Raw genomic sequence first — 14,722 nt, forward strand, 5'->3', positions numbered from 1 at the left:
GGTAATCGGCAAGCTAGAGATTAAAATTTGCTTAAAGCGTAAGCATCAGTGGTGTTTATCTGCATTTATGTACTTTACCTTGCTCATTTTTTTGTTATGATGTGCATCGCGCGTTCGTAGCTCAGTTGGATAGAGTACAGGTTTCCGAAGCCTGGGGTCGTGGGTTCGATTCCCGCCGAGCGCACCAAATTCTATGTTCAAACCTGTCAAAAGTCGTATAAACCTATTGTTTATAATAGACATCTAATAATAAACCTGTATAAAGTTGTATAAACCTTTTTAAAGTTGTAACGCATTAATGCATTACAGGATGCGTTACAACTAAGTTTGTACTCACAGGTGTAACGCAAAAAAATGCCAAAACAAGTAATTTCGCTTACAGATAGCAAAATCAAAGCATTTCTCCGTGATATAAAAAGTAATAATCCCAATGGGTTACAGAAGGATATTCGGCTAAGTGACGGTGCAGGTCTGAATCTTCTAATTCGAAAAAACGGTACTGTCATGTGGCGTTTTGATTACACCCGCCCAGTTTCCAAAAAAAGAAATACGATGACTGTCGGAAATTATCCAGCAATGTCACTGTCCAAAGCACGTGAATATCGGGATCAGTTCAGGGCGTTACTGACTGAAGGAAAAGATCCTCAGGTAGAAAAGCAGGGTGTTGAGGAAAAAGAAAGATTAAAACAGCAGGCAACTTTTAAATCTGTTGCTGAGCTATATAAAAGTAAACAACGTCTGGCCGAAGCTACTGTAAAGAGAAATGACGGTATATTTGAAAAACTTTATCGAGATATTGGCAATATGCCTATTTCAGATATTACTCCACGGGATCTAGCCAAAGTAATTGAGAAAGATGAGAACAAGGGGCATATTGAATCTGCAATGCGGATCAGATCTAAAGCCTCTCAGGTTTTTCGCTTTGCAGTAAAAATGGGTCTGTGTGAGCGTGATGTTGCTCAAGATCTGGCAGGCACCATTACCCAGAGAGAGAAAAATCACTATTCAGCATTAACAGATCCATTTGATTTTGCGCGCTTACTTTTTGATATAGATCATTATGAATCACAACTGGTCCACGTAAAGCTTGCATTGCAACTGGCACCATTAGTATTTGTCCGCATTGGCGAACTACGCAATGCCAAGTGGTCTGATATTAATTTTGAGACGGCTACCTGGTCTTATACTCCGTCAAAAACATCTGCGAAAACTGGACTGGACCATATTGTTCCTTTATCTACACAGGCTATAGCAATTCTAAAAGAAGCTCTTAATTTTACGAATAATTCAGACTTTGTTTTTCCTTCACGCTCTGATAAGCATCGGCCGATTTCTGACATGTCTATTAATATGGCATTGCGCCGTATGGGATATGGTAAAGAGGATATGACTGGCCACGGCTTTAGAGCAATTGCACGTACCTTATTGGATGAAGTTCTGGAATTTCCACTGGATATTATTGAACAGCAGCTTGCGCACCAAGTACGTGACATGCACGGTAGGGCATATAACCGGACTAAGCACTTAGATAAAAGACGTGTGATGATGCAAAGATGGTCAGATTATTGCGATGAACTTAAAGCTCAATTTATTGCATCAAGAGACAAAAAGTTTACGGAAATAAAGCCCTCATGATGCGAGGGCTTGTTTCTTATTAAAGAATGTATAAATAGTGGACTTCCACCAGCGTTTATAGCCACTTTTACTTACCCAATCCGGCTCGGGAAAGCTCCCATCTTCAACCATTTTAATAATAGAAGCCCTGGTTATTCCAGTCATCTTTGCTACTTCACTTGTTTTTAAAAGACGATCTTCATCAGCATGAAAAGCCCTTTTAATCTCTTGCATTTCATTAAAAATGGCTTCGAGTAAGTTATTTTCAGATTCAGTTCGCATTATGACACCTCCTTTACCTTAGCTTGATTTAACTTCTCCATGTGGCCTCCTTAAATTTTGCATTAGTCAGCAGTGCTTCAATTTCAAACAGGCCTACATTTGTAAAGATATGATCCATCTTGCAGCCAAAGACAGTCAGTGTGCGGGTAATAGATGAGTATGTGTATTTCATAGTGATACCGCCGTATATCTATTATGGAATTTGCCACCCCATAGGGCGGCATGGCCCTTATTCACTGATCTCTGCATAGCGACGGTCATAAGCCTCATTGATCCGCGCCGTATCATCGTCTGGAAGGCTATTGATTGCCGGATCACTCATGATGTCATTCAGACGGTCTATATTTTGGGCAGCATCAATATGGGCTATATAGGAATCCACCAGACTTACCGCATCAGCGAAAATATCCTGCTGTGACAGCACTTCTTTGCGCTGTGCGTAGAGACTCAACAGCTCGTTATAATCTTCCACCGTCATTTTGGCCTTATGGTTTTTAATACTCTGAGCTGTTTCAGTCTCTAGCTGATGCACATCCTGAGTATCTGCAATCATTCGTTCCAGTCCTGCCCGGGTAGAAGTGCTCTTGATCTTGTCTACTGGTGCCTGTCCTTGCTGATAAACACCTTCCTCATCAAGACGCTGTTTGACGTAAGCCAATAAGTAATTTCTATCGACCTCAGTTAATTTGGTTTCCTTCTCGATCTGACTTTTTAAACCATTAATAGAGCTGGCCTGAACGGTACTGGTGAGTGTCTTCATATAGCTCTTTTTAATTTCAGCAGACTTGTTTACATCGACCTGAGCAGTTTCTGATGTTTTATTTTGCTGGATCAAGTTCTCTGCTTCTTGCTGTAGCCGTTTAAGATCTTCCACAGTCAACTCCGCATCTACAACTTCATTCTCTGTAGAATTCTGGACATTTTCAGTTTCAATGACTTTTGGCTGTTTACGTGCACGTGGTTTCTTTTCTTCCTGAACTGGCTGTTGCTTGGCTTGCTGCTCTACAGGTGCTTCTTTAACGACATTAGCCTTAAGGTCAGAGGTAGTCACCGGTGAGGTCTGCTGTACTGGTTCTGGCGTCACATCAATAATGGCGTCCTGTTCTTCTTCCTGAGTCCGGATACCCATTAACACTTCTGGTGCGTAGATCCGGCCAAAGAATGATGCAGCACGATAACGCAGCATCTGTTCAGGCATGGTTTGCCATTTAGAACCGTTCTTTTGATACCAGCCTTCTTTCACTGCCATTTCCATTGAGATTTCAGCAGATTCAAGGCGCTCACCTGTAGCTGTTTCAATGGCCCATGCTTTACAGGTGATATTGCGTAGCTTGACAGTATGGACTTTTTCTTCTGGCAGACTCTTGCGGGCGCGCTCATTCCACTTCCATTCCTTGGTGGTGTAGGTCACTTCCACTTCACCACGGTCTTCCATTTCAAAGCGCAGCGGTGAGTACTTGCCAGAGGTATTAATTGCCCCGATCACGAATTGTGATGACCAGGCTGGACGACCCTCGACAATATAAAGGTTCTGCATAATCATCAGCGGATCGGCACCCATGCGGTTTGCCATATTCAGGGCAATCACACAGTTTGCCAGACCATTCGGGTTAGGTTCACTACGGTACAGCCAGTTTCCATTCTGGTCTTTACCGTCTTTGATCTTTAGTGTATCGCGGTAAACTTCCGGTACCATGGTTGAGGCGGCAAGCATTTTGGCAATACGTTGTGCCAGTTCAAAACCTTCCAGTGAAGTCAGACTGACTTCAACGGGTCTAGGTGCTGCTACAGCAGTCTGACGTGAGGTACGGATCTGTTCAGCAGTCATTACTTGAGAAGTCATTGTTTTAATCCTTATAAAAATTATTTTCGAAATTTGCAGGTGTGATAAACAGGGCAGTATTTGTCGTGACACATCATTGATTTTGAGTTGCCGTAAAATACGCCGTGCTTAATGAGTTTTGCTGCGTGGTGCAGTAGTCCAGGTTCTTCTTCAGTACCTAGAAGCACCTCTGCAGGTGAGTCGATTTCACCGATACCGACGTGCTGACCTTTATCTGTTTTTCCGGTAGTCAGGCCGTAGATACGGGCAGGGGCCAGCACCGGTTCTTGCAGTGCATGACTGGCCAATACGGTATAAATCCCCATTTGTGGTGTATGGCCTACGGTTTTGACTGTACCGTCTGAAGCCACAGCATTCTTGCCAGATTTAAGGTCACCAATACCCAGTTCACCCTCATTATTTTCATAGATGCGGTCAATGGTGCCTGTAAGCTCAATGCCCAGATCAGCAAGGATGAGAGATTCACAGCGCACTTCCACACCTATAAATTTTTGGGTTGGCGCAATATGAGTGATGTACTTTTGCATTAATGAATGACCAATTGCCTCAGCAGCATTCTGGTCCAGGTCAGACCAATCCACTTCTTCATTCGGCTGCCAGATCTGGTGATGCAGAATCTCCTCGCATTCTTCCAGGGTGACGTCTTCTCCGATCAGGTTCAGATAGTCCCACTGGGTTACTGCTTCATGAACTGCTGTACCTAAGCGTGTGCGTGCACCGGCTGGAGTGCGTTTGTTTAAAAGATTTTTGGCTTCCCAGCGTGCCGGACAGTCAAACAGGTCGGACAGGGAGCTGGCCCGGATTGGAATAATTTTTTCTGGATTTACGGCTGCATTCATTAGCGAGCCTCCACAACCTGAACCAGTTGAGGCTCTTGAGAGAACTTCGCGTTATAGGCATGGGCTTGGACTGTCTGAGTTTCAGCTTCATTTGCACAGCTACGCAGCATACACACCAGTGCAAAGACTGAACTGGCAATGAATAAAATGGCGCAGATGTTAGAGAAGACCGAACCGGGCTTGCTTTGCATTTCTTCAGCCGTTGGTTCTTGAAAAAGAATCTGGGTGGTTTGACTCTTTGGGTGATGTTGTTTCATAATTCACTTACTCACAGGTTAGGTGTGGGTCTGGCTCCAGGTAGTTCAAGCTACGCTGGAGCTTTTTGTTGTCTTAATAGCTTTAATTTAGTATTTACTAAATAATTAGTCAATAGTATTTACTAATTTTATTTAGTATAAAATTAGTATTTGCTGAATTTCATACTTTAATAGACAAAAGAAAACCCACCGCTGGGGTGGGTTTCTTTAAAGTATAAATCTTATTTTTTATGTTCAGTAATACTGATAGGCTGATCTTTTACGAATTCTACAATGCCCTCACCAGCTTTAAAGTGTATTGATACGCCTTGATTATTTGCTAAGCGCACTCCACTTCCTGAGACAGCGCGTTGAAGACGATACACTTTACCAGAATTATCGGTCATTACCGCTGTTTCAAAGTTATCTGAAGACTTTAGAAAGATTAACAAACCATTCGGTCCAGTAAACTCAATAATCTGAGCATTAGATGAAACATCATTTTTAACTTTTTCTTGCAAAACTTCAGTATTTGGATTTGAAGTACAGCCAGTCATTGTCAGACCTATTAAAGCTGCACCTAATAACGTATTTTTCATTTTCTTGACCTTCTTATACAGGATGATAGGGAGGTATTTATATTAATTGTTATAATATAACATTTAAATAGTATATTACATATCAATGACATAAAAAAAGAAAACCCACACGGGGTGGGTTGTTTGGAGTTTTTTAATTGATTGGTATTACAAAAAAAGTAAAGTTAAGGGCAATTGATAAGAATTCATCAATTACACATGACTCAAACATGTATTTTTCCAACCGATCTAAGAGTCACTCGGGTAGCGGCTTTCTTATTTAGTAATATCTGATGTAGTGAGAGCAGGTCTTTGTAATACATTTAATAGTTTATTTGCATCAGGAGCAATAATCGATCCACTTGTTACTTTAGTATTTAGATATTTAGGAAACTTATCCATTAAGTAAACTTCATATAACCATTTTCGGAAGATGCCTAATGCATCAGCTGGATATATCCAAGCCTCATATTCACCACCTGAAGACTGTCTAAAGGTATCTGGATAAACATGTGGGAATTTACATCTTGGGCCATACTTGTCATCAAATTTGTTTTGAGTCCAATATCGTGACCATATTTGCCCAACACTGATATCTGGCACTGTAGTGTCATCTATCTTGCAACCTCCGCGTATCATGTTAAGAATTACAGTCTAGAGCTCCTTAAAAATTGAAAAATAGTTTATAGGAATATTGTCATTTAATAATAATCTTTCATGAAAAGCCTGCCATGAGCCATCAACTTTTCGGTTTGGATCATAGTTGCATTTTGTATAAACATAAATTTTGAATGAAGAAATAGCTAATACTCGATAGTTTATTCTCGCTATTTCCTTATTTGGTAGATCTGCATCAATAGCATAGTATTCAAGTAAAGCCATACAAACTGCATCGGGTATGGCAAGAAAATCACGATGACCATTAGAAGCGTTAATGTAAAGATTTTTGTTGGAGTAGTTTTGAGCCCTAAGTAGATTTTGCTATATCCTTGCGAAATACTTTACCCCCCACAACCCCCACGTCCAATCTAAGCCGCATATAGCGGCCTCTAAACTTCTTCCTGTCCTGATATTTCTATTCTTGAAATAAGATCAATAGGTAATGCAAAACTCTCACCCGTAATGGTTTTAAAATTAATCCAGATGGCGCTAGATTCATTTTCGAAATTGATGCTGACCAACTTTACAAGATTAAAAGGCTTGGCATTGTTGGGTAAAACAATATTGTAGAGATGGTTTTCACGTACGTAAGAGATAAGTATTTGGTGAATAGCCATCTGCTCACCACTGCTTAATTCTCTGTACTTGCACAATTCGGGTAGGTTATATTTTTTATTCACTTATTATTATCCTATGTTAAATAGGCCGCATATAGCGGTCTTAATTCTTAGCTCTTTCTCACTCTAGGTTTTGCGTGATAGACATATCTTACGCAATCGACCACTTGCCCCACAAAGTGGCACTCTTCATCAAACTCAATAATATTTGGCTTAAAATCTGGATTCAATGCTTGAAGGTATCTTTTGCCGTTTGTCTCAATAACCAGTTTTTTAAACGTAGCATCTTCACCACGACGCACCACAATAATATCTCCTGATTGCATATCTCCATAATAGGCATCAGGGTTTACAACAATGTAGTCGCCTTCAATAAAATCAGGAAAATTACTTATTCCTTGCACTTGAAGAAAAAAGCAATTTGAGCACTCATCTTCTGGTAATGGCAGCCATTGAGAGACTTCACTCATATCGACAGCGGCCACGTTAGTAAAACTACCTACTTGTACCCAAGATAAGACGGGAGCCATGCGCGCTCTAACTCGAGGCACATTAGCAAAGCTCTCTTCACCGAATATATTTTTGGTTGGTTCCTGATCTAGTAATCCAGACTCCCAGCCGACTTTCTTTTCCAGATTACGTGCTGCACGCTCGCCAAAACTCCCATGACCTTTTACAAGCTGAGATATGTGGCTAGGGTTCAAATCGTAATGCTCACAGAAAGCAGCATCTGAAGAAAACCCTTCTGATTTATTTTTGGCATCTATTGCCCGGCGTAAATTAGCGCGTCTTAAAGAAACAATATCCATACCAGTATTTCATCTATTTTTTAGTAAAAAGTAAATTCGTAAACACTAAATCTATATTGACTTATTTAGTAATAAAAATTAGTATTTACTAAATATTACTAATGGGAGATCTAGAAATGTCTTCTGCCAATACAACTGAATTAAAAGCCTTCTTAGCCAACCTTTCTTTAGATGATCGAAAAGACTTCGCAAAACGCTGCCAAACCTCACTGGGGTACTTAAACCAGATCATGTATGGCAACAGTAAATGCAGCGCCTCTCTCGCAATCAAAATCGATAAAGAGAGTGATGGTGCAGTTAGTTGTGACCTGCTTTGTCCAGAGGCAGATTTTAATTACGTCCGTAACCAAGCATTAATCGCTTAAAACAATTATCAACAACTTAATATCTTTAATAAACGTGAATAAAAACAAGGATTCACATATGGAATTTAGTAAAGAAGCACAAGCTGCTCTGTATAAGATGATTCGTCATACACCAGGTATTGATGCAAAACAGATTGCTGAAGTATTAGGTGACTCTCATAAAACCGTTCTGAATTACGGCAATCCAAATATGGACTATTTGCCGAGCCTTAAAAAATTTGAAGCTTTATTAGACTTCACCAAAAACCCGGCAGTACTTCAGGTTTGGGCGCACAGCTTGAACCTGGCCTTAGTTCCGGCGGGCTGTGATGGAGATAAGCATCGGGAGCTTTCTATTTTTGAAGCCATGATGCAGCACAACATTTGTAGCGGCCAGGTTAATCAGAAGGTATATGAAGCTTATGAAGATGGAGTAGTGACACCTGATGAATATCAGGAGATTCACGAAATTGCTCAAAGAATGATTGATTTCATCACTGCTGTTGATCAAGCAGCTTTCAAGCAGATGCAGAAATATACCACCAACCTTAAAAGTGAAAAAGCCTGACGTTCGAGGTCAGGCTTTTTCTGTTCAAACAGGCTGGAATGAACATAGATAAAGTTATCAAACCAATTTTTTAGATACAAGTTAATTTTTATTAATTCAAAAAAACCGCCCGAGTGAGCGCAAGGGCGGTAGTAATTCAGTTTAGTTAGGAAGTCTAAATGAATCAATTAAATGTAGCAGAACAAGTTGTTGATAGCAAATACGTTTTTATAGAACAAAAAGGAATTTTCATTACAGGTGACGTAGTGGTGTTTGCAAGCCGCATTGCGATGGAAGGGCTACAAACCGTCAAAGCCCAACAGAGCAGCCATTACTACCGGCTGGAAGGTGAGCAGATTGTGCATGAGCAGGATATACGCCCGGCCACACTCGCTGAACTCAAAGCCAAATGCCGCTTGGCTGAACCGGTAGCACTGTTTGTTACGGAGGCTCCATGAACCATCAGTTTGATGCACTGCCTGAATATAAGCAGCTCCAGCAGATGCAGTCCTTCTACGAGCCGGCGCTACGCATATTAAACGAGCTGATCGAGCGCAACAAAGCCAACCTGCGTAAACGCGGCTATAACGAGGCCAATGCTGCACTGGCCCGGGACGAGTTCAAGGCGCAGATGTCCCGCCGTTTCAGAATCACGATGTACCTGTCGGCCCAGATCGAAAGCAGTCTGATGAGTGCCGGCAAAGTTAAATATTTCGGTGGATATATCCAGCCTGCTGATGCGGCTGGCCACCCTGAGGAAAAGGTGAAGCCATGAGCTTAGATGCAACCAACTGGGCCTGGAGAGTCGGACTGACCGAGAAGAAAGGTGGTAGTCGCATACCGCTGAAACGGCTCATCCTGCTCTCGCTGGCAGACCGTGCCGGTGAAGACCATTGCTGTTACCCTAGCATGCAGCGTCTTGAAAAAGACACCGGACTTGAACGCAAGACTGTACTCAAGATTATTGCCGAGCTGCTAGAAGACCGGCTGATTGTCGATACCGGTGAGCGCAAGGGCAGCACCAGACGGGTAAAAGTCTACCGGTTAAATGGAGTCAATGGACGCGAAACCATGCCAAAAACGGCACCATTACAGGAAAAAAATTTATCTGAAATAGTACCGGAAACGGAACAGTCCCAAAAACGGAATCATTCCGTTAACGGCATATTGAATAGTGCCAATAACGGGACTTTGAATAGTGCCGTTAACGGGACACAGAATCTCCCAATGAATCTTTCAGAAGAATCTAAAAATAAAAAAGACTGGCTTTGCTTTAAAAAACTTCGTGAAGAAATTTTTCTGGCCGATGACAGCATCAATTTTGACACCCTCATGAACTCGAAGTGGTCTGAGCGGGAAAAGCGGGCCTTTGAAACCTACAACGTGGGCAAGAACATGAGCTGTGATCTGATGATCTATCACTTTGCTGACTGGCTGATTAACGCCTACCGAACCAAGTATTCAAATCCGCAGCAAGCTGCATCTGTTAAACCGGCAGGCACGGGAAGTCAGTCGAATCGGCTTTCTGAAAAACAGATCCACACCTTCGCCCAGAAGCTCTCACAGCATCCCGAATTCTCAGGGCGTTTTAGCGAACCGGGTGAGTCATACGAAAAACTGGCCGCACGCATCGCCGTGAAACTGGCTGATCCGGTACAGGCAAAGAAATGGGAGCCTTACCTGAAACAGGTGGGATTCAATGGTTCACTGGCAGTAGGCGCGTAATGACCAGTATGTCTCTGGCTGAATACCACAAGCTCTATGGCACTAAAAAACGTGCCAAAGCCAAGCGGCAGAGCAAGGTGAAAGGGGAGAAGGTTGTAAGTGAGGGAGAGGCAAAGCTGGCCAGCGATCTTAAAGCACTCAGAATCAGTTTTGAACAGGAATATAAATTTCACCCAAAACGGCAATGGAAAGCTGATTTTCATATGACGGGAACAAAGATTTTAGTCGAGATTGAGGGCGGGATCTGGACAGGTGGCAGGCACACACGGGGCAAAGGGTTTATTCACGATATGGAAAAATACAACGCGGCCACAGTGCTGGGTTATCAGGTATTACGGTTTAGTACAGAGCAAGTGAAAAGTGGTTTGGCGGTTCGGCAGATTGAAAGGTTATTAGGGGGCTTTAAGTGATGAATGCAGCAGTAACAATTATGCAAACAACGGATTGGACACGTTTTAGTACTGAGGACTGGTTCCGTCAATTTGGTGCCTGGATGAATGGCAATACTGAAGTCAAGCGTCTGGTCTACAAATCATTGCCCACGCGTAAGTTGAACCAGAAACAACGTGAGCAGCTCATTGCAAAATATATGAATGATGAAAGTTTTAGAGAACCAGTTGTACGCCGTGGAGTGACCTGTCAAATAACCGACAATGAGGCAAGAGCATTTCAACGGATTATTTTAGATATACGGCAGATTGAGAGTGAACCGTTACAAGAGTGGATGGGGGTGATAGGGGAGGTTTATATTGAAAATAGAAGACTGAGGGAAGTTGCTACCTTGTTTGATACCTCTACTATCCAAATTCGCCAAGATATGAAATGTGCTTTGGCATTTATTGAAGGTCGGTATCCGAACTTGAAATCTAATTTACTTCGAAAATGAATATTTATTCAAAATACGAAAACCAAGAAGTAATAGATCGCATTACATGAACCGATTTTGAAAATGCTCGCATTTGCGGGCTTTTTTACTTTTGGAGACTTGATAAAGGTATGGTAAGTTTGAGAAAATTTTAGAAATTAAAGAAATGGTTTTCGGTTAAAATTTTACGTATTCTTTATGTGCATTTTAAAGAAAGCTACTGTTAAATATTAACTTTGTTTGAATGAGCATAATTTAAATTATAACAATAAACAAAAAATATAATGTCTATCTTTAGCCTGCTTAAAAGACCGTAAGCAGGCTTTTTTATTAATTTAGAAAACAGTTGATTGTGTACACAGGTTATGGCATATTTGTGATAACTTGGCGAATTTGTATTTAATCGCTACTAAATAAAGCTCGCATTTGCGGGCTTTTCTTATAAGTTTTTAAAATTTTAATCGACAATGACTTAAACTTTATATATCACATTTACCAATTTTTATTATTCTCTGTTAGCGGATAACGGTGGAATATAGACTGAAAAAAACTTATTAGATAAATTCCTTGTTTCTTAAGAGAAAAATAGAAAATCCTTTACACAAATCTTAAATAATTATTAAGTATTTTTTCTTTTAATTAATCCAAAATAAACCTCCATTTGAAAAGCTGCAATTTTAGAGAAAAAGAATGCCTAGAAACAATTACTTACCAGCTCTAGAACAGGTCTATGATTTCTTGCAAGAGCGTCCTGGTTTTAAGAATGAGAGTGGATTCGCGAAAGCCGTAGAGTATTTTCGAACCTTACATGAAGAGACTCCTGAAGAATTCAGAGTTCAGGTGCCTAATTTTGTTATAGGTAAATTTGGTACTAAAGAGATAATCAATTTAGGAGAAATGCCAAATTATACGGACAAGAATAAGTTCGTTAATTGGGTAAATATTCAAATTAATACCTAACGTTTGATCATTGTTAAAGCCCATCATTTGATGGGCTTTTCTATTTTTAAAAAAACTTAACATATGGGTATTACAAAAGATACTTTAAGCAATTTTAAGTGGGCTAAATTAGAAATAAGTTTTTTTTAAAAAAATAAACGAATATTTTTTATCAAGACTTGCTTCTAATCAATAAAGTCTAAGAGAGGTTCTTATGTCAGCTCGGTCAACCTATTACATCGGTGGTGTGTATAACGGCCAGGTGGTAGAGCCATCGCATTTAGGCTCGGAAGAGATCCTCAAATTTATTGAAGAGTTTACGGCGCAGGATAAAGAGACCCTGCTGTATAAAAGAGTTCAAATCAATAAGGATGGTACCATTAAATCTTTTTACTTGCTGGAAGGCGCAGAACCGGCCGATTATAAAGAATTAATCTTAAATATCTGGTTAAATGTACCAGTAGATGTGTATGGTATCTAAAATCAATGCAAATGGATTAGACATTGAAAACTATTATCAAAAATTATCAGCGCCTTGCTCAAGAAACCTATGTGAAGGTATATAGAGAATACGGGTTTAGTACTAATGGTTTAAAGGACTTAAATCTTTTACTCACCGAATTGAAATTTAAAACTAAAAGTAAAGAAATTAAGATTCCTCTTACTCGAAGCTATTTAAAAACGTTAAAACCTATAGAAAGATGGGGTATAGAAGCACGGATAGATTTCAGTGTAATACCTGATCGGGAGCTTACCCAAAGTTTTATTAATTGGTATGTAAACCTGATTGAAACTATATTTACACAAAAAGAAAAAACCTTTCCTCTAGCGGATGAAAAAGAGGAAGGCTATCAAGATATTGTGAACTACTTTAAAAGAAAGAACTCTTCAGTAAAAGCTAGATCTGATAACTTTTATAAAAAAGTGCATAAGAGAACACAACAGCTAAAAGCAGATTGATGATTCACTATTTACTAAGTACCCACCGTGAAGTTCCAAAATATGAAAAAATTTATTGCTTCAGGATTTTTACTGACGGTTCTCTGTGCATGTTCAAATTATCAGTCAGATATTGATCACGTATCTGAACAAAAAACAGATAAACAAGCAGAAGATACACTCCATGAGTGTTTGCCACTTCGGGCCAAAGAGCTTGTAGGGAGAACTGATTTAAGTGATCGGGAAATCAAAAAGATGACCAATTCAGAGATACTTCGCTATGCAAGAGTAGGTGAGGCTGTTACAGAAGATTATCGACCAAACCGGATTACAGTTATTAAGGCTTCAAATACCTACAAGATCATTGACGCTTCATGTGGTTAGAAAGAAAGGGGGCGAATTACTGTTTATCTGTATTGATCTTGATTAAAATGAGTTCTATTTGCATTGATTACAAATCAGTCTTTATCACTAGTATCTTTAACTAATTGTTTGAACTAATATTGCGCTTAAATTTCGGGGATATATCTTCTTTGAGTCTTAAATCATTCTTTGGTTTAACTCAATTGCGTTATCTATTGCATTGTCAACAAAGCTGACTTGGTTAAATGAAAATTTTATCTTTAGGGACCTTACATCACAAACTAAACACTGATCCTAGCCAAAATAATGGACAGCACGTCCCTCTAAAGATAACGTAACTTTAATCTTTGGAGATTCAAGAAATGGCTAAACGTTTTAGTCCCGAATTTAAACAGCAAGCGATTGATTATGCACTTTCAAACTCCCACGAACCTATAGCTGCAATCGCCCAGAAATTAGGTGTGGGTTATTCAACTTTAGACAAATGGATTCATGAAGCCAATCCAGTGGGTTCAAGCAAACGTCAACTTTCACCAGAACAACAGCGGATCTTAGAATTAGAGAAAGAAGTCAAACAGCTCAGGGAAGCCAATGACATCTTAAAAAAAGCGCATGTGTACTTTCTAACAGATCATGCCAAGAAAAGTACACGGTAATTCAAGATCTAGATATGAATGAAGTCACCGTATCTTCTGCCTGTAAATACCTAGGTGTCAGCACTTCAGGCTATTATGCCTGGCGAAAACGTAAAGCCAATACGGCACAGAAATATAATGACTTAAAAGCCGTATATTGGCAGCATCATGCACGATTGGGTGCACCTTCATTAGTACATGACATGCATGATTTAGGTTACAACATTAGCGAACGTACTATTGGAAGGATGCTAAAAAAACTTGGTTTACGTAGCAGGATTGCACGTAAATACAAGCATACGACTGATTCAAACCATCGTTTGCCTACAGCGCCTAACTTGTTGGATCGTCAATTTACGGTCAATCAACCCAATAAGATCTGGACAACAGACATTACCTATATCCGCACTAAAGAAGGTTGGTTGTATTTATGTGTGATGCTAGATTTATTTAGCCGTCGTATCGTGGGGTGGCAAACCAGCCATCGAATAGACCGCCAGTTGGTGTGTGATACGTTTAACTATGCAATGGCTCGTCAGGGTTATCCAACTGGTGTTATGGTTCATTCAGACCAAGGTTCACAGTACTGTAGTCGTGATTTTAGAGCGCTGTTACTGACAAATGATTGTACTCAGAGTATGTCTAGACGTGGAAACTGTTGGGATAATGCAGTGACTGAAAGCTTCTTTCATACATTAAAAGGTCATGTGGTACATGGCAGTGTGTTTTCGACTCGAAAAGAAGCGAATGCTGTCTTGTTTGACTATATTGAAATTTATTACAATCGGGTCAGAAGACATTCTGCAAACGGCTGGTTAAGTCCAGAAGCCTTTGAACAGAAATATATTAAAAGTTTAGAGGGGCTGGTTGTCCACGATACTGTCTAG

General features: G+C 40.2%; 23 protein-coding genes and 1 tRNA gene. 14 read left to right on the top strand and 10 right to left on the bottom strand.

Translation table 11 applies throughout. The features are described from left to right. The first annotated feature begins 110 nt into the window (after positions 1-110). Together J502_RS10150 and J502_RS10155 are read left to right on the top strand one after the other, a co-directional pair. Positions 111-187: transfer RNA gene (locus J502_RS10150), tRNA-Arg, on the top strand. A 167-nt stretch (positions 188-354) separates the two neighbouring features. Further along, positions 355-1,635, top strand: a complete 1,281-nt coding sequence (locus tag J502_RS10155; protein WP_034683973.1) for a tyrosine-type recombinase/integrase — start codon at positions 355-357, stop codon at positions 1,633-1,635. Here the strand turns inward: J502_RS10155 and J502_RS10160 are convergent. The 10 genes from J502_RS10160 to J502_RS10200 all read right to left on the bottom strand — a co-directional run bounded on the left by J502_RS10160 (position 1,630) and on the right by J502_RS10200 (position 7,478). Then, positions 1,630-1,896, bottom strand: a complete 267-nt coding sequence (locus J502_RS10160; protein WP_249301559.1) for a helix-turn-helix transcriptional regulator — start codon at positions 1,894-1,896, stop codon at positions 1,630-1,632. The genes J502_RS10155 and J502_RS10160 overlap by 6 nt on opposite strands. A gap of 28 nt (positions 1,897-1,924) precedes the next feature. After that, a complete protein-coding gene (locus tag J502_RS16975; RefSeq protein WP_005404974.1) occupies positions 1,925-2,068 on the bottom strand; it encodes a hypothetical protein in 144 nt (47 codons plus the stop codon). Between the two features lie 57 nt (positions 2,069-2,125). Further along, positions 2,126-3,739 (bottom strand): recombinase RecT, encoded by a 1,614-nt coding sequence (locus J502_RS10165; protein WP_034683977.1) that lies wholly within the window; start codon positions 3,737-3,739, stop codon positions 2,126-2,128. Between the two features lie 20 nt (positions 3,740-3,759). Beyond that, positions 3,760-4,578 (bottom strand): RecB family exonuclease, encoded by an 819-nt coding sequence (locus J502_RS10170; protein ID WP_005019458.1) that lies wholly within the window; start codon positions 4,576-4,578, stop codon positions 3,760-3,762. Next, complete coding sequence (locus J502_RS10175; protein WP_034683979.1) at positions 4,578-4,835, bottom strand: hypothetical protein; 258 nt, start codon at positions 4,833-4,835, stop codon at positions 4,578-4,580. Before J502_RS10175 ends, J502_RS10170 begins: the two co-directional genes overlap by 1 nt. Positions 4,836-5,056: 221 nt before the next feature. Beyond that, complete coding sequence (locus J502_RS10180) at positions 5,057-5,413, bottom strand: hypothetical protein (protein ID WP_005019460.1); 357 nt, start codon at positions 5,411-5,413, stop codon at positions 5,057-5,059. 255 nt (positions 5,414-5,668) lie between these two features. Next, positions 5,669-6,031 (bottom strand): BstA C-terminal domain-containing protein, encoded by a 363-nt coding sequence (locus J502_RS10185; protein WP_005019461.1) that lies wholly within the window; start codon positions 6,029-6,031, stop codon positions 5,669-5,671. Positions 6,032-6,046: 15 nt separating this feature from the next. After that, positions 6,047-6,274 carry a hypothetical protein gene (locus J502_RS10190; protein WP_034683981.1) on the bottom strand — a complete coding sequence of 76 codons (228 nt, stop codon included), beginning with the start codon at positions 6,272-6,274 and terminating at the stop codon, positions 6,047-6,049. A gap of 167 nt (positions 6,275-6,441) precedes the next feature. Continuing rightward, on the bottom strand, positions 6,442-6,732 hold the full coding sequence (locus J502_RS10195) for a hypothetical protein (protein ID WP_005019462.1): 291 nt from the start codon (positions 6,730-6,732) through the stop codon (positions 6,442-6,444). Between the two features lie 47 nt (positions 6,733-6,779). Beyond that, positions 6,780-7,478, bottom strand: a complete 699-nt coding sequence (locus J502_RS10200) for a LexA family protein (RefSeq protein WP_005019463.1) — start codon at positions 7,476-7,478, stop codon at positions 6,780-6,782. A gap of 116 nt (positions 7,479-7,594) precedes the next feature. On the opposite strand from J502_RS10200, the gene J502_RS10205 reads away from it, so the two are divergent. From J502_RS10205 to J502_RS10265, 12 genes are all read left to right on the top strand, one after another. Beyond that, positions 7,595-7,843 carry a hypothetical protein gene (locus J502_RS10205; RefSeq protein ID WP_005019464.1) on the top strand — a complete coding sequence of 83 codons (249 nt, stop codon included), beginning with the start codon at positions 7,595-7,597 and terminating at the stop codon, positions 7,841-7,843. A 58-nt stretch (positions 7,844-7,901) separates the two neighbouring features. Continuing rightward, a complete protein-coding gene (locus tag J502_RS10210) occupies positions 7,902-8,390 on the top strand; it encodes a phage regulatory CII family protein (RefSeq protein ID WP_005019465.1) in 489 nt (162 codons plus the stop codon). A 158-nt stretch (positions 8,391-8,548) separates the two neighbouring features. Beyond that, positions 8,549-8,827: a hypothetical protein gene (locus tag J502_RS10215; protein WP_005019466.1), complete on the top strand. Its 279-nt coding sequence runs from the start codon at positions 8,549-8,551 to the stop codon at positions 8,825-8,827. Beyond that, positions 8,824-9,144, top strand: coding sequence for a hypothetical protein (locus tag J502_RS10220; protein WP_034683983.1), 321 nt, complete (start codon positions 8,824-8,826; stop codon positions 9,142-9,144). Before J502_RS10215 ends, J502_RS10220 begins: the two co-directional genes overlap by 4 nt. Further along, positions 9,141-10,094, top strand: a complete 954-nt coding sequence (locus J502_RS10225) for a helix-turn-helix domain-containing protein (protein ID WP_034683984.1) — start codon at positions 9,141-9,143, stop codon at positions 10,092-10,094. Before J502_RS10220 ends, J502_RS10225 begins: the two co-directional genes overlap by 4 nt. Next, positions 10,094-10,504 (top strand): DUF559 domain-containing protein, encoded by a 411-nt coding sequence (locus tag J502_RS10230; protein ID WP_034683986.1) that lies wholly within the window; start codon positions 10,094-10,096, stop codon positions 10,502-10,504. Before J502_RS10225 ends, J502_RS10230 begins: the two co-directional genes overlap by 1 nt. After that, the gene (locus J502_RS10235) at positions 10,504-10,980 is read left to right on the top strand and encodes a hypothetical protein (RefSeq protein WP_034683988.1); all 477 of its coding nucleotides are present in this window, start codon (positions 10,504-10,506) and stop codon (positions 10,978-10,980) included. Before J502_RS10230 ends, J502_RS10235 begins: the two co-directional genes overlap by 1 nt. 669 nt (positions 10,981-11,649) lie before the next feature. Beyond that, positions 11,650-11,919, top strand: coding sequence for a hypothetical protein (locus J502_RS10240; protein WP_005019475.1), 270 nt, complete (start codon positions 11,650-11,652; stop codon positions 11,917-11,919). A gap of 193 nt (positions 11,920-12,112) precedes the next feature. Next, positions 12,113-12,379: a hypothetical protein gene (locus tag J502_RS10245; protein WP_005019476.1), complete on the top strand. Its 267-nt coding sequence runs from the start codon at positions 12,113-12,115 to the stop codon at positions 12,377-12,379. Between the two features lie 23 nt (positions 12,380-12,402). Continuing rightward, on the top strand, positions 12,403-12,858 hold the full coding sequence (locus tag J502_RS10250) for a hypothetical protein (protein WP_005019479.1): 456 nt from the start codon (positions 12,403-12,405) through the stop codon (positions 12,856-12,858). 27 nt (positions 12,859-12,885) lie between these two features. Further along, entirely contained in the window at positions 12,886-13,221 is a 336-nt protein-coding gene (locus tag J502_RS10255; RefSeq protein WP_005404434.1) for an I78 family peptidase inhibitor, read from the top strand. A 341-nt stretch (positions 13,222-13,562) separates the two neighbouring features. After that, positions 13,563-14,722, top strand: a protein-coding gene (locus J502_RS10265; RefSeq protein ID WP_155757376.1) for an IS3 family transposase whose coding sequence is annotated in 2 segments (ribosomal slippage) — positions 13,563-13,797 and positions 13,797-14,722 — 1,161 coding nt in all. Because the reading frame shifts where the segments join, the coding sequence is not laid out codon by codon here.

It is taken from the genome of Acinetobacter sp. 1294596 (assembly GCF_000582925.1).
Classification (GTDB): Bacteria; Pseudomonadota; Gammaproteobacteria; order Pseudomonadales; family Moraxellaceae; genus Acinetobacter; species Acinetobacter radioresistens.